The following is a 21,233-nucleotide window of genomic DNA, read 5'->3' as shown; positions in this document are numbered from 1 at the left end:
CTACCCGTCGTTGTCACCGCCGCGCGGCCTGTCGCGACTATGGTCGGGTCATGGGCATCGTGCATTCGAGCGTGGTCGAGGCCTCGCGGGACGAGTTGTTCGCCTGGCACACCAGGGCCGGGGCGTTCGCCCGGCTCTCACCGCCGTGGCAGCCGCTCAGTCTCGCGAAGGAATCCGAGTCTCTGGAATCGGGTCGTGCCGAATTGCGCATGCCCGGCGGCCTGACGTGGGTCGCGCAGCACGACGCGAAGGAATACGACCCTCCGCACCGGTTCGTCGACTATTCGGCCGCCCTGCCGCTGCGCCTGCTGGTGCCGTGGCGGCACACGCACACGTTCGACGTGGTGTCCGAGGACCGGACCCGGGTCACCGACCGGGTCGACACCATCGTGCCCGGTCAGTTCCTCCGGTCGACGTTCGTCTACCGGCACCGTCAACTCGCCGACGACGTAGACCGGCACCACTGGGCGTCCACGCTCCTGCCCGGCCCCCTCACGATCGCGGTGACGGGCAGTTCGGGGCTCGTCGGCTCCGCCCTGACGGCGTTCCTGAGCACGGGCGGGCATCGGGTGATCCGTCTCGTGCGCCGCGCTCCCAGCACGCCCGACGAGCGGCGCTGGAATCCGGATGCGCCTGCCGCGGACCTGCTCGACGGCGTCGACGCGGTGATCCACCTGGCAGGCGCGTCCATCGCGGGACGGTTCACCGACGGTCATCGCCGGGCGATCAGGGACAGTCGTATCGAACCCACGCGGCGGCTCGCGGAGGTGGCGGCCGCGTCCGGGCAGGGACCGAAGACGTTCGTCAGTGCGTCGGCGATCGGGTACTACGGGCCCGACCGCGGCGACGAGGTGCTGCACGAGCAGGATGCGCGGGGCGACGGCTTCCTCGCCGACGTCGTGGCGGACTGGGAGGACGCGGCGACGCCGGCAGCGGACGCCGGACTGCGGGTGGTGCAGGTCCGCACGGGGATCGTCCAGTCGCCGAGCGGCGGTGTGCTGCGCCTGCAGCGGCCGCTGTTCGAGGTCGGACTCGGGGGTCGCCTGGGCGCCGGAACGCAGTGGCTGTCGTGGATCGACATCGACGATCTGATCGACGTCTACCACCGCGCCGTCGTGGATTCGGGGTTGAGCGGGCCGGTGAACGCGGTGGCGCCGAATCCTGTTCGTAACGAGGAGTACACCGCGGTCCTGGCGTCGGTGCTGCATCGACCGGCCTTTCTTCCGGTGCCCGATTTCGGTCCGAAACTGCTGCTCGGGGAACAGGGTGCGCGTGAGCTCGCCCTGGCCGATCAGCGGGTCGCCCCCGGCAAGCTCGAGGGTCGCGGCCACCGGTTCCGGCGGCCCGACCTCGACACGGCGCTGCGCCACCAACTCGGCCGGTTCAGGACGGACGAGGGGTAGCGTGCCCCGCGTCGTACGCCGCCACGACCCGCTTCGGGGCGGTGAGACGCCACGCCTCCTCGACGAGTTCGGCCAGTTCTTCGGAGTCGACGCGGTCGAGGACGACGTCGATCCAGCCCCACCGTCCGAAGAACGGTGCGACCAGGAACACGTCGGGATCCTCCTGCAGCAGCGCGGCCTGCGTTTCCTTCGTCGCCTTGAGGCAGACGGTGGGCGCGCCGTACCCGACGAGGCCGAACATCTTCTTGCGCACCCGGAACGTCGGTTGGTCGCCCCAGTTCGCGATCACCACCTCGTGCGCTTCCGGCAACGCCAGCATCATCGCGCGCACGTCGTGTTCGGTGGGCATCACAGCTCCTGGGCAGGCGGTCGGTGGTTCGCAGACCTTTATAGCCCCGATCACCGACAGCCCGGACCGCGGCACGCTCAGACGAAGGCGAACTCGTCGCCGGCGTGGAACTTGGCGAGCGATTCGGAGACCGACCGCCGCGACGGCGGATGGAAGGCGAACGCGTGCACGGCGGCGGTGAGGTAACCGATGTCGGAGGACTTGATGAACGCGATCCCGCCGAGCGATTCGACGGCCGCCGAGGACGCGCGGACCAGCGCGTCGCGAATCGCGATGCGCGAGAAGAGGAGACGCACCGAGATGTCCTGCCCGCGTTCGCCCTCGTCCACCGCGCGGGCGATGTTCTCGACGGCGCCCATGGCGTTCTCGATATCGGCGGCGGCGCGCACATAACCCTCGTAGTCGTCCTTGCCTGCGGCCAGCAGTCGTTCGAGTAGCGCGCTCGCCGCACCCAGGTAGTTGGCGGTGACGAGCATCCCGAACCACAGATATCCGGTCATCTCGTGTTGCCCCTCCGGGTCGTCGGCACCGTTGAGGAGGACGAGGTCGGCCGGTATCTCGACGTCCTCGAGGTGTACCTCGTCGCTTTCGGCACCGGCGAGGATCGGTCCTCGTCCATTGCTTCCTGCGCGAACCGTTGAGGGTGGCGAGCGACACATGGTGCATGGTGGTGGCCGCGCCCAATGAGGGTGACCCTGCTCCCGATCGCCCGCTGCACTCGCACGGCCCCAGCCCGCCGGATTCTTTGGAGATGGCCAGTGCGGTGCCGCCTGAGCCCCGAAGCGACCGATCGCTCCGCTGTCTCTGCTGTCGAGGGTGAGCAGGTGTGACTCGTCAAGGTAGGTGGCGAGGTCGAGCAGAAAGGACGTCAGCGCTGCGTGTTCACGGGCCATCAATGCGGTCATGACACTCCTCGAATTGTTTTCAATCCGGATATTCCGAAATATCCACAGGGGCACGAGCGATGGCCTATCAGACCTGCCTGGTCGGCGTCGGTCACCAAATCGGATCGGCGACGCTCCGGACCAATGGAGGTATCCCGATCGTGCACACCGCGAGGAGATTGGTATCGATGGCTATCAACGTATCCGGCCCTGCCGGGCCGGATTTGCCAGTCGCGCCCCTGACTGGCTGTCAGGGACCCGCCGACTGTAGGCCGGTTGATTAGACGGCCCGATGACTTCGCGTCGTAATCGTGTACTGGACATACCCGCGGTAGGCGATGTTCAACGCGGCATTGTGATCTGCCTGATCGGCATGCCCGCACATCCGGCACACGAACCGATCCTGTGTGGTCCGGTTCGCCTTGTCGACGTGTCCGCACGGATAGCACGTCCGCGAGGTGTTACGTGGATCGATCACCACCAGGGGAACGCCCGCCGACACGGCTTTGTAGGTCACGAAGTCCCGCAACTGTGCATACGCCCACGAGTGCAGTTGTTGCCGCTGAGCCTTGGCCAGCCGTACCCGCTCGCGGATCCCGGAAAGGTCTTCCAGGACAATCCCACGACCGGTGCGTTGCGCCTGAGCAACAATGGTCTTCGAAATCTGATGGTTGATATCGGTGGCGTACCGATGCTCCTTGTCACGACGCCGTCGCAGCTTCCGCTTCGCCGACTTCGACCCGACCTTCTGCAGGGCCCGCCGGGTCCGCGCGTACTTGGTGCGGCGCGCCGTGACCGCCCCACCGGACCAGTCCGCCGACGCCGCAGTGTCATCGGAGGTCACCGCGAGATTTACGATCCCCAGATCGACGCCGAGGAACTCCTGGACCACCACCGGTTCGGGTGTCGGGACGTCGACAGCCGCGTAGAGGAACCACATGTTGTCGCGGAACACGAGATCTGTTTCACCGCAACGGTGCTCCAGCAGTTCGCGCTGCCACGGCGCGCACACGTACCGCACCGCCTTGAGTCGGCCTTCGCTCGTCCAGATACTGATCGTCGAATCCTGCTGTTGCCAGGAGAGGCACCGATCATCGAACGGTTGCGCCGCCAACGCGCGGAACCCGATCGCCGTGGCGGCGATATCCGTGGCGCGCTTGCCGCCACGCGGGCCGTAATTCCCGGCTGCGAGGTTCGCGGCTCGCGTCGCGTAGGCGTCCGCGACCTTCTTGATCGTGCGGACCGCTGGTTGCGCCGACAGCCCCAACGCCTTCAACTGGTGGTAGACGGTCTTCTGCAGGGCGAACGCACGGCGATCCTCGACCGCCTGCGCGACTCGCGACACCACGTCGGCGGCGGTGTTACACAACACCAGAGTCTCGTGCAGGGCACGCGCCTGCGTGTCGGTGGGTGCGAGTTTGATCTTCACCACCCGTTTCACACCCGCACCCCCCTTCACCGCGCGCCGGGTCGAATATTTTGTGGTCCAAAGAGTATCGGCGAGGCGCTCTGATCCGATGCTCACTCACTGTGAGGAGATCATGGCAGAGGGGTGTGACAAGTTCGGTGTGACCGCTGAGCGAGTGCAACGGCGACGCCGATCACGTACATCTGCTGATCCACCACCAACCAGCCAGTCAACGGTGTCTCTGCGATATCTACTCCGGACAGTGGGTGACGGCGGGCGAGACCGTCGTCGATTCGACGCGCCTCACCGAGGCGACCGGCTGGGCGCCGACGCTGACTGCCCGGGAGTCGGCGGCCGTCATGATCCTGCTGCAGGGGAAACCCCTGTTGCGCAGAGAGGATGCCCTGGAACGCCGCATCGCCTGCGAGGCCGCGCTGGAGCCGGCGTCCGAATTCGTCGGAGTCGACGGCCGCGGCCTCGAACACGTCCAGATTCCCGCGGCCACCGGAGCCGTGCACGCCGAGGTCCACGCGGCACGGTCGGGCGGCGCAGCCACCGTGGTGTCGAGCGGCGCAGCCACCGTGGTGCTGCCCGCGCCGCCCGGACTCCACGCGCGGTATCTCACTCCGCTCGCCGTGGAGTTGGCGGAGAACGGCGTGAACGTCGTCGTCGCGGATCTCCCCGGGCACGGGCTGAGCACCGGGAAGCGCGGTCTTGCGACGGCGGCCGGGGTGCACGACGCCCTGGCAGTCGCGCTCGGCTATGCGCGGATCCGGTTCGGCGGCACGCCGCACGTGGTCAGGGTGGGTGACGCGACCGCGCCCGTGTCGCGGCCCGGACGCCGGCGGTCGTGGGTCGCCGGATCGCGGACTCGCGCGACCGTCAACCCCGCCGACGGACTCCTGCCGCGCAGACTGCGGTACGAGGGTGGGCTCGAGCACCTCCCGCACGCGTACTCCGCCCGCGGCGTCACCTCGGTCGTCCACTCCGATCGAGTCGACTCGTAGAGTGACCCCTGAATACGCGGACGCCGTGAACAGGAGTGAACCCATGACCAGTGAAGAAACCGGCAAGCGGAGCCCGGCCGTCGAGGCGGGTCTGACGGTGCGGCGTGAGGTGATGGGTCACGACTTCGTCGAGCGGGCGCTCACCCGGACCGCGGGGACCGACAGTGAGCAGTTGCAGGAATTCGTCACCGAGCACGTCTGGGACGCCGTGTGGAATCGGCCGGGGCTGGACCGTCGCAGCCGCAGCCTCCTCAACCTCGGCATGCTCATCGCGCTGCGGGCGCACGGTGAGCTGAAGGGCCACGTGCGGGGTGCACTGCGCAACGGTCTGACCCGCACCGAGATCGTCGAAGCGGTGATCCACGCGAGCGCCTACTGCGGGGCCCCCGCCGGTCTGTCGGCGATGGCCGTAGTGCAGGAGGCGCTCGACGCGGAACTGGGACCGCTCGAATCCCAGGACTGACGACCCGACTCAGCCTGTCACACCGGTGATCTCGTTCGGGGTCTCCGGCAGATCGGCGTGTCCGGACACGGACCAGGTGTCGAGGTCGATCGTGTGGATCTTCTTGTTCGCGGGATCGGTCACGTAGGCCGTGTGGTCCTGCACGTACAGCGCGGGACGCGGCGACTGCCACTGGTCTGGCTCGGTCCACGGCTCGAGGATGTCGACGGTGCGGCTCACGGCCTTGGTGTTCGGGTCGATCACGTGCAGGGCGCCGTCGGTGCCGAGGACGAGGGCCTCACCGTGCGGGGCGCGCCCGAGCGACCGGAACGTGTAGCTGGTGCCCAGGTCGACGAGGGTGAGCTGTCCCGTGGCGGTGTCGGTGAGGGAGACCCGTTCGGGGCGTTCGAGTTCGGCGTCCGGGTCGGTCTTGTAGTCGCCCAGCATGATCGGGGAGTTCTCGTCGCCGGCCTGGTTGCCGATGCGCCCGTAGGGGTCGGGGCTCGTCACCTTGGTGATGACGCCGTCCCGGTAGATCAGCAGGCCGTTCTGGCATCCCACGACCACCGTCTCGTCGGCGGCAACGGCCTCCCCGTGCACGCCGGGGCAGTCCTCGTTGCGCGCGATCTCCTTGCGGTCGCGGTCGAGTACGACGATGCCGGTGCGCTCGTCCTCGTTGCCCACGGTGGTGAGCAGGCTGCCGTCGGAGAGTTCCACGGCCACACCGTGATGCGCTTCCGGGGTCGTGAACTCGGTGGTGTCCGGGGTGCCCTGGGAGAGTGCGGCCGGGTCGAACACGCGCACCAGTCCGGTGCCGTCGTCGAACAGCACGGTCTTGCCGTCGTGCCGGACCACGTGCCCGGGCGTCTTCGCCTCGAACGCGACGTCGGTGAGTGCGGGTGCGGTGGTGTAGTGGCTGCCGCCGTCGGTCCAGGTTCCGGTGTCGAGGGCGGTGAAGCTGTTGCCGGTGCTGATCAGCACGTGCCGGTCGTCGCCCGCGGGGTTGAGCCGGGTGAAGCCGTCCACCTCGGCCGAGCCGACCACGTCGAGGCTCTGCGCGTCGAGGACGAGCACCCCGCCGTCGTAGCTCAGTGTCAGTCGTGGCGTGGCCGCGTCGGTGGTGGTCGCTTCGGCGGTGCCGGAGTCGGTGGAGCAGGACGTGAGAAGTGCCGCCGAGAGTGCCACGGCGGCAACGGCGGTGGGTCGGGGTCTACGCATAAGGGTCACCCAGGAGAAGTAACCCTTTTTGCAAACGGTTGTCAAAGTCGTAAGTGTGCATGTGGCGATGCATCGACTACGACAACCCCTGCGCGATCGCCAGGGAATTGGAATCCATCATCTCGATGTACGTGCCGGCCCCCGAGCCGGGTTCACCCAGTGATTCCGTGAACAGCGAGACCACGTCAACCGGAACGCGTGCTTCCGACGCCAGCACCTGTGCGAGTCGATCGGGCTGGGAGGAGTCGACGAAGATCGCGGGCACCCTCGCCGCCGTGACGGTCGCGGCCAGGTCCGACAGATCCGACGCGCTGGGCGACGCCAGGGTGGTACCGCTGGGAATCACCGCCCCGATCGTGTCGAAGCCGAAACGCTGTGCCAGATAGCCGAACACGTGATGGTTGGTCACCAGTTTGCGTCGATCGGGCGGGACGGTCGCGAACCTGTCCGTCATTCGGGCGGTGAGTTCCGCGAGTTTCCGGGCGTAGCCGTCCGCGTTCGTGCGGACAGCATCCGCGTCGATGTCCGGCACGTGTTCGATCACCGCGTCGCGGATCAGGGCGACCGCGTCCCGCATGCGGTCCGGATCGGTCCAGACGTGCGGATCCATGGTGCCCGAGGACTTTCCGGAGCGATATTCGATCGGTCGCACGGCCTCACCGATCTGCAGGATCGGGACTCCCTCCGCGCGCGCGGTGTCGACGGTCTTGCCGATTCCTTCCTCGAGGCCGAGCCCGTTCGATACGAGGAGGTCGGCGCGTTCCACCCGCGCGGCGTCCGAGGCGGAGATCTCGAACGAATGGGGATCGGCGCCCCTCGGCATCAGCACCGTGACGTCGGCCCGGTCGCCGACGACGTTCTGCACCAGGTCGCCCAGAATGTTCGTCGTCACGACCACGACGGGACCGTCGGGCGAGCCCGGCGTGCACGCGGTCACCGGCAGCACCGCGAGTGCGGTCAGGAGGGCCAGCGGCAGCAGGCGCCGCATCCTCGTCACAGCCCGACCACGCCGAGGGTGGACGCAGAGACGCCGATGTCGAGGATTCGCGCGACCCGGGCGTTGTCCCGGAAGTCGATCTCGGCCACCGACTTCGACGCGGGATCCGACACGTACGCGCGGGTGCCGCCGACGACGATCACCGGTGGGGTCGAGGATGCCTGGCTCGGGTTGTGAGGGCGTGCCAGGACGCGGGACGACGCGGTCTCCGCGCCGGACTGCGCGTCGTACACGCGGAAGGTGCCGTCGGCGAGGACGGCGAACACCGAGCGTCCGTCGCCCGCCAGCGCGACGTCCAGCGCCCGGTCCGGGGTCCGGACGTGCGTCCACCCGCGGGTGCGCGCATCGAAGACCAGCAGCCCGTCGTTGGTGGCGGCGGGTCCCGCGGAGGCGACGTGAAGCGGCAGGCCGTCGTGTCCGCGGAGCGCGGTGGGACGGGTGGCGGCGCCGATGCCCGCCGGGTACGCAACCTTCTCCGACGTCCAGGTGCCGTCGCCGGCGGTCGCGAGGAACAGTCCGTCCTCGCACGCGCCCAGCACATGCGTGTCGGATACGGCCGCGCCGTTCAGGTTCGGGCAGGCGGTGTCGAAGCGCTGCGGGACCGCACCGTCTGTGGTGTGGAGTTCGAGCGTGCCGGTTCCGGTCGCGGCCGAGTGCGAGACCACGAATCCGTCGGCGATCGGCAGGGCGACCCCGTGGTGCGGGGCGTCGGCCCGCACGACCGTGTCGACGTCGATGCTGTCCTTGCGGAGGGCGGCGAAGTCGATCACGCGGGCGACGCCGTCGCCGTCGAAGAACGTCGCGACCTTGTCATCGCCCTCGATCACGCGCGCCGGCCCGGCGCCGTCGAGGGTGCCGAGTTCGACCGGGTCCTTGGTGTACGAGTGGGTGTGGTCCCCGTGGTCGATGGTCCAGGTGCCGGCGTCCACGACGTGCACGGCGCCGCCGGTGCCGTCGACGGCGAACGCGTAGCGGTCCTTGACCGTCGTCAACTGTGCCGGGTTGTCGTACTCGAACGAATGGAGGGTCTCGGCGGTCGCGAGGTCGAGGACGGTCACGCGGCCGGAGTCGGCGTCCGACACGACGAGCCGGGGTTCCGGCCCCTCCACCTCGGTGGATCCCGCCTCGGCGGCGAGGTCGCTACCCGGCTGGGTCAGGCCGCCGGGGGAGGCCGCCTCCTCCGGTGGGGACGCGCAGGCGCCGACGGTCAGCGCGGCGACCGCGGCAATCGCTGCGCGGGCGAGGGTCGTGTTCGGCATTCGGGGCTCCATCTATCGAACGGGTATCGGAGTGGGTGACACGGCAGGTCGGAGTCGTCGCGATGCCGACCGGATGACGGCGGCGACGAAGAATTGGAGAACGGCGAGCCCGGTGATCGTCGCGCCCGCGGCGGTGTCGGCGTTCCACGACACGATCAGTCCTGTGAGCGTCGCGGACCAGCCGAGCAGTACGGCAATGGCCATCGTGGCGCCGATCGACCTGCCGAACAGCGCCGCGGTGGCCGACGGAGCGACGAGAAGTCCGAACACGAGCAGGGTGCCGACGATGCGGAACGACGCGACCACGGCGAGGACCACGAGCGCGAGCAGGGCGAGGTGCGCCCACCGGGGCCGCAGCCCCAGGGTGTGGGCCTTGCGTTCGTCGAAGACGAGGGCGACGAACGGGCGGTACGCGATCACCGAGACGATCCCGGCTACCGCGGCCGCCGCGGCGAGCCAGATCAGGTCGCCGCGCGTCGCGGACAGGACGTCACCGAAGAGGAAGGCGGTGAGATCGACCGCGAACGATCGTGCGCGCGAGACGATCACGACACCCAGTGCGAGCATGCCGACGAACAGCAGGCCGATCCCGGTGTCCTCGGACAGTCGCGAGTTCTTCGACACCCACGCGACGCCGAGAATCATGACGACCGCGCTGGCGGCCGCGCCGACGAGGAGATTGGCGCCCGCGAGATAGGCAACTGCCACGCCGGGCAGCATGCCGTGCGAGATGGCCTCGCTCATGAAGGCCATGCCCCGCAACACGACCCACGTGCCGACGAGTCCGCAGAGGACGGACACCAGCATGCCCGCGAACAGGGCGCGCTGGACGAAGGACACCGTCAGGGGGTCGAGTAGCCATTCCACTCTGCTAATCTAACGATAATGATTGTCGTAAGCGAAATCGCGGTCCGATACGGTTCGACCCCGGCGTTGAACGGTGTGAGTGTGTGCCTCACACCGGGCACCGTCACGGCCGTGGTGGGACACAACGGTTCGGGGAAGTCGACACTCCTGCAGTGCCTCGCCGGCATCGCGCGTGTCACGTCGGGGCGGATCGACGGCACGGACGGGCTGCGCACGGCGTATGTGCCGCAACGACATGCGGTGAGCGAACAGCTACCGCTGACCGTGCGTGAGGTGGTGGCCATGGGCGCCTGGCAACGGCGCGGAGTGTGGCGGCGGCTCACCCCCGGCGACCGCGACGCCGTCGACGGGGCGCTGAGCAGGCTGGGTCTCGCGGATCTCGGCGCGCGGCCGATCGGCGCGCTCTCGGGCGGGCAGCGTCAACGCGCCCTGCTCGCGCAGGCACTCGTGCAACGCGGCGACCTGCTGCTCCTCGACGAGCCGACCACCGGACTCGACGCGCACGCCCGCGCGGTGATCGGCGACGTCGTCGGCGAAGAGGCCGCGCGGGGTGCGATCGTCGTGACGGCCACGCACGACTCCGGCGACGCGGAACGCGCCGATCAGGTGCTGACCCTGTCGGCGGGGATGCCGCTCACCCCACTTCGACGATGACGAGTTTGTTGCCGTCCGGATCGCGGAAGTAGAACATGGGCGGCACGTAGTCGCCCATCCGCAGGACCTCCGCATCCACGTCGACGCCGCTCGCCGACAGGGTGGCATGGTCGGCGTCGGCGTCCGAGGTGGTGAGCCGGATGCCGGTCTCGACGCCCACCGGGACACCGTCACGGGTGGGCACGAGCGCGATCGACGTGGCCGAACCCGGCGGCGCCACCTCCACCCACCGCTGACCGGGGCTGAACTCCGCATCCATGCGACGCTCGAAACCGAGTGTGCCCACATAAAATTCGAGCGACCGATCCTGATCGGTCACGGGAACCGCCACCGTGTGCACCCCGTTGATGTGGGTCTTGCCGTCTTCGGTCATGCCGTCCACCTCCCGTCGGTAGGCGTCACGCCTGCTCGGCTGCCTTCTCGAGTTCGGCGACGTCGAGTTTGCGCATCTTCAGCATCGCCTGCATGGCACGCTGCACCTTCGCGTCGTCCGGGTCGCGCATGAGTTCGTACAGCCGCTCTGGGACCACCTGCCAGGACACGCCGAAACGGTCCTTGACCCAACCGCATTGGCTCTCCTCGCCGCCGTCGGTGAAGGCGTCCCAGTACCGGTCCACTTCTTCCTGGTCGGCACACAGGATCTCGAAGGAGATGGCCTCGTCGAACGTGAACTGCGGGCCGCCGTTGAGCGCGATGAACGGTTGTCCGTTGATCTCGAAGGACACGGTCAGCACCTGTCCCTCCGGGCCGGGAGTGTTCGGACCGTAGTGGGTGACCTCCGTGATCCGCGAGTTCGGGAACAGGGAGGTGTAGAACTTCGCGGCCTCTTCGCCTCGAGTGTCGAACCAGAGACAGGGGGTGATGGGTTTCATGGCGCATTCCTCTCGCGGGTCCTCGTCGGTTCATCCTCGCCGATATAGACCGCGCCTGCGCCCGAAACTCATCGGACCGCTGTCAGGAGTTCAGTGCACCGTCCGGGTGGACGAGATGGCGATCGCTCCGAGCAGCCCGACCAGGGCGAAGGCATAGAACCCCCACGGGACCGCGTAGCCGGCGCCCAGCAGGACACCGCCGAGGATCGGGCCGCAGATCGCGCCGACCCGGCCGACACCCGCCGACCAGCCGAGGGCGGTCGCGCGGATCTGCGGCGGGTGGTTGGCGCTCGTGAACGCGTAGACGAGAACCTGTGCGCTGAACACGAAGCAACCGGCGAGGAACACCAGGGCGTAGATGCCGAACGACACCTTGACGCTGAGCAGGGCGAGGAACACCGCGGCGCCCGCGAACCAGATGATGGCCGCGGTGCGCGGACCGATCTTGTTGGCGACGCCGCCCGCGATCAGCAGTCCGACCACCGCGCCGGCGTTGAGGATCAGCAGGAACGTCAGTGACGCGCCGAGGTCGTAACCCGCCTCGCGCATGATCGTCGGCAGCCACGTGTTGAGGCCGTAGACGAGCAGAAGTCCCATGAAGGAGGTGACCCAGATGGCGATGCTGTTGCGCAGGAACGGCCGCGAGAACAGGGCGCGCACCGGGTTCGCCGACGGCGCGACGGGAGCGTCGGCGGCGGGGGCCGCTTCCAGTTCAAGGCCGTACTGCTTCGCGATGGCCTCCGCCTCGGCGCGCTTGCCGTGCGACAGCAGGTACGAGGGGGACTCGGGGAGGTGGCGGAGCATCAGCGGGATCAGGACCACCGCGGGAAGGGCGCCGACGACGAACATCGAACGCCAGCCGAACGGTTCGATCAGGACGATCGCCAGCGCCGCCGTCGCGACGGCACCCACGTGGTATCCGGTCATCAGCAGCGTCGACGCGGATCCGCCGCCCTGCTTCTTCGAGAATTCGTTGACGAGGGCGAGCGCGGTCGGCAGCGCGCCGCCGAGGCCGACACCGGCGAGGAAGCGGAACAGTCCGAACAGGAACGGGTTAGGTGCGACCGCGCAGAGGAGAGTGAGGATCGAGAACGCCGCCACCGCGTACAGCAGGGCGCGCCTGCGTCCGATGACGTCGGTGAGCGTGCCGATGACGAGCGCGCCGATGGTCATGCCGACCAGGCCGAACGTCGAGATGAACGTGATCGCGCCCGTCGACAGATTCCAGTCGCTGTACTCGCGGAGCGAGGGGATGACGGCACCGAGGACGACCAGGTCGAACCCGTCGAGTAGCACGGCCACCCAGCAGAGGGGCGCGACCCAGAGGGCGGTGGAGGCGCGGGCGGCGCTTCGTTGGGAAGTGGTCATGATGTCCTCGACATTCGGTGATCTCCGCAGGGCGTTCGCGATGCGAACCCTAGTTCTGTAGGCGCACTCATTGTGTGGCGCGCCATAGTTGCCTGTCAAACATGGCCACTCCACATGTGGGCGGTCCGCCGACCCTGGGCGTGCGCCCAAAATCACCGCCGGTTGGTCAAGGCTTGGTAAACCCCGTGTGGATAATCGACCGGGTACGAGTCGATGAGCCAGGACGGACTGTGAGAACCAACCACCAGGTGGCTACCAGCCGTCCGCGCGCCGCCGCGTCACCGTCGACGGCCGGCGGCTACCGGTACGACCTCGACGGACTGCGCGGCATCGCGATCGCCCTGGTCGTTGTCTATCACGTGTGGTTCGGGCGGGTGTCCGGCGGCGTCGACATCTTCCTGGTGCTCTCCGGCTTCTTCTTCACCGGCATGCTCGTGCGCCGGGTGGGTGCGAACTCCGGTGTGTCCATCGCGGCCGTCCTGCGGCGCACGGCCCGGCGGCTGCTGCCTGCACTGGTGGTGGTGACGGCCGCGACGGCCGTCGTCACCGTCGTGCAGCGGCCCTTCACACAATGGTCCGGGATCGCCGATCAACTCCTCGCGTCGCTGCTGTACGTGCAGAACTGGCAACTGGCCCGGACCGCATCCGACTACGCCGCCGCCGACGCGTCCGTCAGTCCGCTGCAGCACCTGTGGTCGATGTCCGTGCAGGGGCAGTTCTACGTGCTCGCGCTCGCGGTGGTCGCGGGAGTGGCCTGGACGTGCCGGCGCCGGACCGGTCTCGTGCGTCCCCTGCTCGGCGGCATCCTCGGTGCGGGGTTCCTGGTGTCGTTCGGCTACGCCGCGACGCTGTCGCAGGACCGCCAGTCGTGGGCGTACTTCGACACGTTCGCGCGACTGTGGGAGTTGCTCGCGGGCGCACTGCTCGCGCTCGTCGTGCACCGGGTCGACCTGCCCCGCGGGTGGCGGGTGGCACTCGCGGTGTCGGGGTTCGCCGTCGTGCTCGGGTGCGGATTCCTCGTCGACGGCGCCGCCCTGTTCCCCGGCCCGGCGGCCCTGATTCCGGTCGGCGCGGCGGTGGCGCTGATCCTCGCGGGTGCCGGACCGTCCGAGCAGCCGGGGGTCGTGACGATGATGGCGTCGCGGCCGTTCGTCGAACTCGGTGGCCTGGCCTATTCGCTGTACCTGTGGCACTGGCCGATCCTCATCTTCTACCTCACGTGGCGGGAGCGGCCCGCGGTCGGAGCGCTCGGCGGACTCGCGGTGATCCTCGTGTCGCTGGTGCTGGCGTGGCTCACCCAGCGGCTGATCGAAACGCGGTTCCAGACGGGGTCGGCCCGTCCGGGTCGGGCGCTCACCGCGCTGATCGCGATCCTCGGCGTCGCCGTGGTCGGTTCGGCGTCCGGCTGGCACGCGTACCTCGCCCGCAACCCGGAGACCACCGCGCGGGTCGGCGAGCTGGACCCGTGGCTGTACCCGGGCGCGGCGTCGCTGACCGACGGCGCGTTCGCGCCGCGCACCGACATGCGGCCCACCCTGCTCGAGGCGCCGGGAGATCTTCCGCCGCCGACCGTCGACGGCTGTATCTCCGATCTGAGCACCCGCGACGTCGTGACCTGCGTGTACGGCGACGTCACCGCCGATCGGACGATCGCCGTGGTGGGCAGTTCCCACGCCGAGCACTGGATGCCCGCGCTCGACCGCATCGGGCAGCAGCGCGGCATCCGTGTCGAGACGTATCTCAAGATGGGGTGCCCGCTGACCGTCGCGGACGTCCCGCTGCTCGCCGGCGAGCCGTATCCCGACTGCGGCGACTGGTCCCGCGACGTCCTGGACCGGCTGCGTGACCACCGGCCGGACTGGGTGTTCTCGACGTCCTCGCGTCCCAACGAGGAGGGGGCCGGCGACGTCACCCCCACCGACTACGTGGGCCTGTGGGAGCGGCTCGCCGATTTCGGGCTCCCGTTCCTCGGCATTCGCGACACCCCGTGGCTGCACCACGACGGCGTCCCGTATTCGGCGGTCGACTGCCTGGCCGACGGCGGCGACGCCGACAGTTGCGGACTGCCCCGCGACGACGTGCTGGCCCCGGACAACCCGACGGTCGAGGCGGCCCGCGACCTGCCGTCGGTGCATCCGCTCGACCTCACCGACGCCGTCTGTGACGTGGCGATCTGCCGTGCGGTGCAGGGAAACATCCTCGTCTACCACGATTCGCACCACCTCTCGGCGACGTATGTCCGGAGCCTCGCCCCCGAACTGGACCGGCAGGTCGGCATGGCCACCCGCTGGTGGTGACCGGGATACTGACGGCATGTCCGAAGACGACCGCAGCATGCTGGGACGGGCCTTCCTGGTGCTGGGGTCGTTCACGTCGGAACGTCCGCGGCTGTCGCAGTCGGAGCTGAGCCGTCGCACCGGGCTGCCGCTGCCCACCGTGCACCGGCTGTGCCGTCAGCTCGTCGCCAACGGCGCGCTCGAACGCGTCGACGACGGGCACTACGAGATCGGGGTGCGGCTGTGGGAGTTGGGTGCGCTCGCGCCCCGCGCCCACGGGCTGCGGCAGGTGGCGTTGCCGTATCTCGAGGACCTGTACGAGGCGACACGCGAGAACGTGCAGCTCGTGGTCCGGGAAGATCTCGAGGCGCTGTACATCGAGCGGTTGTCGGCGCGCGGGGCCGTGACCGTCGTCGGCAGGGCCGGTGGCCGGCTGCCGCTGCACGCGTCGAGCGGCGGTCTCGTGCTGCTGGCGTTCGGCGGCAAGGACCTGCTCGACGGGGTCCTCGCGGCGGGCCTCGAACGCTTCACCCCGTCGACCATCACCACCGAACATCGGCTGCGCAGCACCCTCGACGACATCCGCCGGACCGGGTGGGTCACGTGCCGTGAACACCTCAACATCGGAACGCTCGCCGTGGCCGCGCCGGTGTCGCGGTCGACGGGGGAGGTGGTGGCCGCGGTGTCCGTCGTGGTTCCGGCGGAGAAGGATCCCGCGCCCCTGATCCCGGCCGTGCGGGCGGCGGCGCGGGGCATTTCCCGTGGCGTCGCGTAGCTCGTCTTTCACTCAGTGAAAGCAGGGGTGTTGCGGGCCGCTTCTTCGAAGGACAGTGACTGGTGTCACGAACTACGCGAGGAGTCTGCTCATGAACACACAGGTCGGGATCGTCGGCGGGGGCCCAGCAGGACTGATGCTCTCCCATCTCCTGCACCTGAAGGGCATCGATTCCGTCGTGCTCGAAAGCCGCACCCGCGAGGATGTGGAGGGCACCATCCGGGCCGGTGTGCTCGAGCAGAACACCGTCGACCTCATGGTCGACACCGGACTCGGCGACCGCGTCAAGCGTGAAGGACTCACCCACCACGGCATCGAACTGCGCTTCGGCGGCCGCGGCCACCGCATCGACTTCGACGAACTGACGGGCGGCCGCGCCGTCACCGTCTACCCGCAGCACGAGGTCCTGAAGGACCTCATCGCCCGGCGTCTCGAAGACGACGGCGACATCCGCTTCGGCGTCTCCGACGTACAGGTGCACGGCCACACCACCGACAACCCGAAGATCACGTACGTCGACGCCGCCGGCAACGAGCAAACCCTGACGTGCGCACTCGTCGCCGGCTGCGACGGCTCGCGGACCACGACCCGCGGCCTCATCCCCGAAACCACCGTGCGCACCGACCACTTCCGGCAGTACCCGTTCGCCTGGTTCGGCATCCTCGCCGAGGCTCCGCCGTCCTCCGAGGAACTGATCTACGCCAACCACCCGCGAGGCTTCGCGCTCATCAGCACCCGCACCCCCGACGTCCAGCGGCACTACCTGCAGGTCGACCCCGATGACTCCGTCGACAACTGGTCCGACGACCGCATCTGGTCCGAACTGCACGCCCGCGTCGACGGCGAAGGCGCAGAGATCAAGGACGGCAAGATCTTCCAGAAGTCGATCCTCCAGTTCCGCAGCTTCGTGTGCGAACCCATGCAGCACGGCAACCTCTTCCTCGCCGGCGACGCCGCCCACACCGTGCCCCCCACCGGCGCGAAGGGCATGAACCTCGCCATCGCAGACGTCTACTTCCTGTCCGAGGCGATGTCCGAGTACTTCGCCACCCGCAGCCGCGCCGGGCTCGAGGGCTACACCGACAGCGTCCTCCCGCGCGTGTGGCGGACCCAGCACTTCTCCTGGTGGATGTCCTCGATGCTGCACCGCCTCCCCGACGACACCGGCTTCGGCCACAAGCGGCAGGTCGCCGAACTCGACATGGTCACCCGCTCCGCCGCCGGTCGCACCCTCATCGCGGAGAACTACGTCGGCACTCCTTTGCGCTGACGCGCCCGTGAGTACTTATTAACGTGGGGCGGTTAATAAGTACTCACGGGTGGCGGAGCCGCAAGAAGGGGGCAAAGAGCCGGGCCGTGTTCGCCGATGCCGTCGCGGTGTCTTCCGGCGGGTTGGCTATGAAACTCAAGGCAAGCCGGACGATGGCGTGCGCGAGGATGTCCGCGTCTTCGGGGGAGGCGTTCACCCACGACCGCTGCAACGTCTCGGCGAGCCGCTCGGCCGCGGGCCGGATGATGATGTCGCTGTCCGTGGTGATCAGGCGCAGCAGATCCTCGGGCGCCTGCCCCTGGTGCAGCGACAACACCAGGGGATCGGCGCCGCTGAGTGCGAAGAACGTCGCATAGCCTTGCCGCAGAGCGGTTGTCACGTCGTCGGGGTTGTCGTACAGCGCGGACTCGATGACGGTGACGAGGCTGTCGGTCAGCCGAAGGGCGTATCCCTCCGCCAGGCCGCGCCGCGAGCGGAACTCCTTGTAGATCGTCTGCCTGCTCATGCCGGCGGCGACCGCGACGTCGGTCATGGTGATCGTCGGCCACGGACGTTCGAGGAGAAGTTCCCGCAGCGCATCGAGGGTCGTCTCCCGCATCAGCGACGTCGCGGCGAGCCGGTACCGGCTCTGTCGTTCGGCGCGGTCGTGTGCGGACATGAGGTCGATGCTAGCGGGCGGGTGTTGCCAAGCCTTCCCGGTCGCCGGCGAGCACGTCCGTCAGGGCGACCGACTCGTCAGCCAACGCGAGGCGGTCGACCGTGCCGCCCCGGGCGATCATCGTGCGCACGGTCCGGAGGTCTTTCGGACGGCCGACGGCGATGGCCCCGACCGGGGTGTCCTCGCGCACCGCGACCGCCGTGAAATCGCGATCCGCGATCGAACCGCGGACCACGTAGTCGTCGTCGACACGGGTTGCGCCTGCGAATTGCACGGTGTGGCCGTACTGCGTGGACCACCCCCAAGGAACGTCCGTGAACGGTGTGGGATTGCCGAGGATGGAGTGCGCGGCGGCAATCCCTTGTGCCTGAGCGCCGTTCCAGTGTTCGGAGCGATACCGCTCGTCGCCGCGCGCCCCGGGAATGTTGGCGGCGTCGCCGGCGGCGAACACGCCGTCGGCCGACGTGCGGAACAGCTCGTCGACGGTGATGCCGTTGTGGACCCGCAGGCCCGCCGCGACGGCCAGCGACACCTCGGGGACGGTGCCGACCGACACGAGGACGGTCCCGGCACTCCAGGTGCGACCATCGGCCGCGGTGGCCAGGGCGGCGCCGTCGTCGCCCACGTCCAGCGAGGCGAGCGTGACGTTCGTGCAGACGTCGACGTCGTTCTCGGAGTGCAGCGAGGCGATTATCGTCGAGACGTCCGGGGGCACGATGCGACTGAGGAGCGACGCGTCCCGTTCGAGAACGGTGACGTCCGCGCCCAGCGACCGCGCCGTCGCGGCGACCTCGCATCCGATGAGACCCCCGCCGATCACGAGGAGCGAACCTGTGCGCCGAATCGACTCCCGAAGCGAATCCGCATCGACCATCGACCGAAGGGTGAAGACGTCCGCACCGGAGACGCCGTCGAGTCGGCGCGCCCGGCCGCCCGTCGCGAGCAGCAGTGCACTGAAGTGCAGTGTCTCGCCGGACGAGAGTGTCAGCACCTTCCGTCGTGCGTCGAGTTCGACTGCCGTTGCACCGGTGACCAATTCGATGTCTTGTTCTTTCCAGAACGAGTCGGGCCTCAGTGCCGTCTTCTCCGCCGCCGTGGCACCCGACAGGAGATCCTTCGACACCGTCGGACGTCGGTACGGCGGCGCGGGTTCGTCGCCGATCAGGACGACGCGCCCGGTGAAACCTTCAGAGCGGAGCGTCTGCGCGGCGCTCGCCCCGGCGATGCCGGACCCGACGATGACGACCGTCGACAGTTCCGTGGAAGGACTCATGCCCGGCTGACCTCGACCATGTCGAAATCGGCCTTGGCGGCCCCGCAGTCGGGGCACGACCAGTCGTCGGGGATGTCGTCCCACCGGGTGCCTGGCTCGATGCCGTCCTCCGGCCAGCCCTCGGCCTCGTCGTACTCGAATCCGCACTGGGCGCAGCGAAAAAGCTTGAAATCGGTACTCATGTCATGCCACCTTCGTTTCGAAATCGATCTTCTCGCGGACCCCGCAATCGGGGCAGCACCAGTCGTCGGGCACATCGGCCCATGGGGTGCCGGCGGGGAATCCTTCACGGGGTGCGCCGGACGCTTCGTCGTAGACGTAGTCGCAGACCGGGCACCGGTAGGCGGCCATCACCGAACCCCGCCGTCGTACTTGGCCAGAACCTTCTCGCGCTTACCGGGTTGGATGTTCACGCGGGTGATGTCGCCGTCGTAGTGGTCGAGCACCCGGTGGTCCATCACCTTGCGCCACAGCGGCGGGAAGTACGCGAGCGTGATCATGCTGGCGTATCCGCTGGGCAGGTTGGGGGCGCCGTCCATGCTCCGCAGCGTCTGGTACCGCCGCGTCGGGTTCGCGTGGTGGTCACTGTGGCGCTGCAGGTGGTACAGGAAGATGTTGGTCACGATGTGGTCGGAGTTCCAGCTGTGCGCGGGTGCGCAGCGCTCGTAGCGGCCGCTGGCCGTCTTCTGACGCATCAGGCCGTAGTGCTCGAGGTAGTTGACCGTTTCGAGGAGCGAGAAACCGTAGACGGCCTGGATGATCAGGAACGGGATGACGACCGGACCGAATATCGCGGTGAGCGCGCCGAACAGCACCACCGACATGAGCCACGCATTGAGAACGTCGTTGTGAATGCTCCACGTGCTCTTGCCGAGTCGTTGCATTCGAGTCTTCTCGAGCTCCCACGACGACTTCAGGCTTCCCCACACGCTGCGGGGCAGGAACGCCCAGAAGCTTTCTCCGAAACGTGAACTCGCCGGGTCCTCGGGTGTCGCGACCCGGACGTGGTGGCCGCGGTTGTGCTCGATGTAGAAATGGCCGTAGAAGGTCTGCGCGAGAGTGATCTTGGCCAGCCAGCGTTCGAGGTCGGTCTTCTTGTGGCCCATCTCGTGGGCGGTGTTGATGCCGATGCCGCCCATGACGGCGACGCTGAACGCGACACCGATCTTCGACCACAGCCCGAGGCCGCCGTCGATGCCGAGCCAGGACAGGCTGTCCGCCGACCAGAGGTAGCACGCGAACACCAGGCTCGCCAGCTGGAACGGGATGAACACGTACGTGCAGTACCGGTAGTATCTGTCGTTCTCGAGCTGTTCCATCACTTCCTCGGGCGGGTTCTGGCCGTCGGGTCCGAAGAACCTGTCGAGGACCGGGAGCACGATGAACAGCAACAGCGCGCCGATCCACCACCACACCGGAGCCGCCGCCGACCATCCGAGTTGGTTGAAGGCCCACACGAGCCCTGCGGCGAGGAACAGCGCGGTCGGGGGTATCAACCCCATCAGCCACAGGTAGCGCTTGCGGTCGCGCCAAGCGTCCGGGGGTGCTTCCTCTGTCGTCCTGCCGATATCCGACGTCGTCACGGTCCGAACCTCCTCGTCCAGTAGCTGTCGCGGTATGAACCAGCTCACTCTCAGTTGGACAGTACACGGACTTCGATCCAGGGTCTAGACAAAACTAGCTATTTGTAAATCCCGACATGGGCAGCGCTCTAACACCGGGGTCACCCCGGCCGATAGAAAGTGCGACACTGTTTCGCCGTGCGGAGGAGGCACTCGATGTTCCGCGACCCGGGACTGCCCGACTGGCTCGAATTCGTTCTCGGCCTGCTCGGGTACCGCTGGTAGTCCTCTACTCCGGCGTGCGCGAGCGCGCCGCGAACGTCGCCGTCGCCACGACGGCGAAGGCCAGCCCCCACCATTGGTGACCGGCGAATGCGACGAGCACGCCGGTCGCCGCGAACAGTACGGTCTGGGCGACCAGTCGCGCTGGGTTGGGTAGTCGTCGGGTCGATTTCGGGGCCATCGCGACACCCCAGATCACGGCCGCTGCCACCGGGAGGAGCACCGCGAGTGCCACCTGCACGACCGTCGAGTTCGCGAGCGACCACCCCGCGACGGCGAGCAGGACCAGCATCGCGATCTCACAGGCGAACGCCACGACGTCGAGAGCGCCCACTCGTTGCGCGCCGGCTTCGCTCATCGATCCAGCTTAGATGCGTGCGGTGGAAGCGAGGCTGGTGCAGATCGGGGC

At 68.4% G+C, this 21,233-nt stretch carries 22 protein-coding genes and 1 pseudogene; 7 read left to right on the top strand and 16 right to left on the bottom strand.

Annotation, left to right across the window (positions count from 1 at the left end; translation table 11 throughout):
* Positions 1-50: 50 nt before the first annotated feature.
* Positions 51-1,403 carry a TIGR01777 family oxidoreductase gene (locus JWS14_RS13395; RefSeq protein WP_206013472.1) on the top strand — a complete coding sequence of 451 codons (1,353 nt, stop codon included), beginning with the start codon at positions 51-53 and terminating at the stop codon, positions 1,401-1,403.
* Here JWS14_RS13395 and JWS14_RS13390 read toward each other — a convergent pair.
* The 3 genes from JWS14_RS13390 to JWS14_RS13380 all read right to left on the bottom strand — a co-directional run bounded on the left by JWS14_RS13390 (position 1,384) and on the right by JWS14_RS13380 (position 4,077).
* Positions 1,384-1,752 carry an MmcQ/YjbR family DNA-binding protein gene (locus JWS14_RS13390; RefSeq protein WP_206013471.1) on the bottom strand — a complete coding sequence of 123 codons (369 nt, stop codon included), beginning with the start codon at positions 1,750-1,752 and terminating at the stop codon, positions 1,384-1,386. The genes JWS14_RS13395 and JWS14_RS13390 overlap by 20 nt on opposite strands.
* A gap of 77 nt (positions 1,753-1,829) precedes the next feature.
* Positions 1,830-2,657, bottom strand: coding sequence for an acyl-CoA dehydrogenase family protein (locus JWS14_RS13385; RefSeq protein ID WP_241031334.1), 828 nt, complete (start codon positions 2,655-2,657; stop codon positions 1,830-1,832).
* A 259-nt stretch (positions 2,658-2,916) separates the two neighbouring features.
* Positions 2,917-4,077 carry an RNA-guided endonuclease InsQ/TnpB family protein gene (locus JWS14_RS13380; RefSeq protein WP_206013470.1) on the bottom strand — a complete coding sequence of 387 codons (1,161 nt, stop codon included), beginning with the start codon at positions 4,075-4,077 and terminating at the stop codon, positions 2,917-2,919.
* Positions 4,078-4,310: 233 nt separating this feature from the next.
* On the opposite strand from JWS14_RS13380, the gene JWS14_RS13375 reads away from it, so the two are divergent.
* Both JWS14_RS13375 and JWS14_RS13370 read left to right on the top strand, forming a co-directional pair.
* Positions 4,311-5,051, top strand: coding sequence for an alpha/beta hydrolase (locus JWS14_RS13375; RefSeq protein ID WP_241031333.1), 741 nt, complete (start codon positions 4,311-4,313; stop codon positions 5,049-5,051).
* 43 nt (positions 5,052-5,094) lie between these two features.
* A complete protein-coding gene (locus JWS14_RS13370) occupies positions 5,095-5,514 on the top strand; it encodes a carboxymuconolactone decarboxylase family protein (RefSeq protein ID WP_095862716.1) in 420 nt (139 codons plus the stop codon).
* A gap of 9 nt (positions 5,515-5,523) precedes the next feature.
* On the opposite strand, the gene aztD is transcribed toward JWS14_RS13370, so the two are convergent.
* The 4 genes from aztD to aztB all read right to left on the bottom strand — a co-directional run bounded on the left by aztD (position 5,524) and on the right by aztB (position 9,834).
* Complete coding sequence (aztD, locus tag JWS14_RS13365; protein ID WP_206013469.1) at positions 5,524-6,711, bottom strand: zinc metallochaperone AztD; 1,188 nt, start codon at positions 6,709-6,711, stop codon at positions 5,524-5,526.
* A 76-nt stretch (positions 6,712-6,787) separates the two neighbouring features.
* On the bottom strand, positions 6,788-7,699 hold the full coding sequence (gene aztC / locus JWS14_RS13360; protein WP_206016006.1) for a zinc ABC transporter substrate-binding protein AztC: 912 nt from the start codon (positions 7,697-7,699) through the stop codon (positions 6,788-6,790).
* A gap of 5 nt (positions 7,700-7,704) precedes the next feature.
* Positions 7,705-8,967, bottom strand: a complete 1,263-nt coding sequence (locus JWS14_RS13355) for an ABC transporter (RefSeq protein WP_206013468.1) — start codon at positions 8,965-8,967, stop codon at positions 7,705-7,707.
* Between the two features lie 12 nt (positions 8,968-8,979).
* Complete coding sequence (gene aztB, locus JWS14_RS13350; protein ID WP_206013467.1) at positions 8,980-9,834, bottom strand: zinc ABC transporter permease AztB; 855 nt, start codon at positions 9,832-9,834, stop codon at positions 8,980-8,982.
* A gap of 18 nt (positions 9,835-9,852) precedes the next feature.
* Between aztB and aztA the strand changes: the two genes are divergently transcribed.
* The gene (gene aztA, locus JWS14_RS13345) at positions 9,853-10,488 is read left to right on the top strand and encodes a zinc ABC transporter ATP-binding protein AztA (RefSeq protein ID WP_206013466.1); all 636 of its coding nucleotides are present in this window, start codon (positions 9,853-9,855) and stop codon (positions 10,486-10,488) included.
* On the opposite strand, the gene JWS14_RS13340 is transcribed toward aztA, so the two are convergent.
* The 3 genes from JWS14_RS13340 to JWS14_RS13330 form a co-directional block, all read right to left on the bottom strand.
* On the bottom strand, positions 10,469-10,861 hold the full coding sequence (locus JWS14_RS13340; RefSeq protein WP_095862717.1) for a VOC family protein: 393 nt from the start codon (positions 10,859-10,861) through the stop codon (positions 10,469-10,471). The two genes, aztA and JWS14_RS13340, sit on opposite strands and share 20 nt — an antisense overlap.
* A 25-nt stretch (positions 10,862-10,886) precedes the next feature.
* Positions 10,887-11,360, bottom strand: coding sequence for a VOC family protein (locus JWS14_RS13335; protein ID WP_095862280.1), 474 nt, complete (start codon positions 11,358-11,360; stop codon positions 10,887-10,889).
* A 90-nt stretch (positions 11,361-11,450) separates the two neighbouring features.
* Positions 11,451-12,728 (bottom strand): MFS transporter, encoded by a 1,278-nt coding sequence (locus JWS14_RS13330; protein WP_206013465.1) that lies wholly within the window; start codon positions 12,726-12,728, stop codon positions 11,451-11,453.
* A gap of 230 nt (positions 12,729-12,958) precedes the next feature.
* Here JWS14_RS13330 and JWS14_RS13325 point away from each other — a divergent pair, with 230 nt between their 5' ends.
* From JWS14_RS13325 to JWS14_RS13315, 3 genes are all read left to right on the top strand, one after another.
* Complete coding sequence (locus JWS14_RS13325) at positions 12,959-15,025, top strand: acyltransferase family protein (RefSeq protein WP_206013464.1); 2,067 nt, start codon at positions 12,959-12,961, stop codon at positions 15,023-15,025.
* 16 nt (positions 15,026-15,041) lie between these two features.
* Complete coding sequence (locus tag JWS14_RS13320) at positions 15,042-15,779, top strand: IclR family transcriptional regulator (RefSeq protein ID WP_095862281.1); 738 nt, start codon at positions 15,042-15,044, stop codon at positions 15,777-15,779.
* A gap of 91 nt (positions 15,780-15,870) precedes the next feature.
* Entirely contained in the window at positions 15,871-17,049 is a 1,179-nt protein-coding gene (locus JWS14_RS13315; protein WP_206013463.1) for a 4-hydroxybenzoate 3-monooxygenase, read from the top strand.
* Positions 17,050-17,081: 32 nt separating this feature from the next.
* Here the strand turns inward: JWS14_RS13315 and JWS14_RS13310 are convergent.
* The 6 genes and pseudogenes from JWS14_RS13310 to JWS14_RS13285 form a co-directional block, all read right to left on the bottom strand.
* Positions 17,082-17,707 (bottom strand): annotated as a pseudogene (locus JWS14_RS13310) (TetR/AcrR family transcriptional regulator).
* Positions 17,708-17,717: 10 nt separating this feature from the next.
* The gene (locus JWS14_RS13305) at positions 17,718-18,980 is read right to left on the bottom strand and encodes an NAD(P)/FAD-dependent oxidoreductase (RefSeq protein ID WP_206013461.1); all 1,263 of its coding nucleotides are present in this window, start codon (positions 18,978-18,980) and stop codon (positions 17,718-17,720) included.
* Positions 18,977-19,162 carry a rubredoxin gene (locus JWS14_RS13300; protein ID WP_012689462.1) on the bottom strand — a complete coding sequence of 62 codons (186 nt, stop codon included), beginning with the start codon at positions 19,160-19,162 and terminating at the stop codon, positions 18,977-18,979. The genes JWS14_RS13305 and JWS14_RS13300 overlap by 4 nt, the downstream gene beginning before the upstream one ends.
* 1 nt (position 19,163) lies before the next feature.
* Complete coding sequence (locus JWS14_RS13295; RefSeq protein WP_072948026.1) at positions 19,164-19,331, bottom strand: rubredoxin; 168 nt, start codon at positions 19,329-19,331, stop codon at positions 19,164-19,166.
* Positions 19,331-20,563: an alkane 1-monooxygenase gene (locus tag JWS14_RS13290; RefSeq protein ID WP_072948129.1), complete on the bottom strand. Its 1,233-nt coding sequence runs from the start codon at positions 20,561-20,563 to the stop codon at positions 19,331-19,333. Before JWS14_RS13290 ends, JWS14_RS13295 begins: the two co-directional genes overlap by 1 nt.
* A gap of 268 nt (positions 20,564-20,831) precedes the next feature.
* A complete protein-coding gene (locus tag JWS14_RS13285) occupies positions 20,832-21,182 on the bottom strand; it encodes a YrdB family protein (RefSeq protein WP_206013460.1) in 351 nt (116 codons plus the stop codon).
* Positions 21,183-21,233 lie beyond the last annotated feature (51 nt).

It is taken from the genome of Rhodococcus koreensis (assembly GCF_017068375.1).
In the GTDB taxonomy this organism is placed as follows: domain Bacteria; phylum Actinomycetota; class Actinomycetes; order Mycobacteriales; family Mycobacteriaceae; genus Rhodococcus_F; species Rhodococcus_F koreensis.
This window is presented reverse-complemented; position numbering and strand designations above follow the sequence as displayed.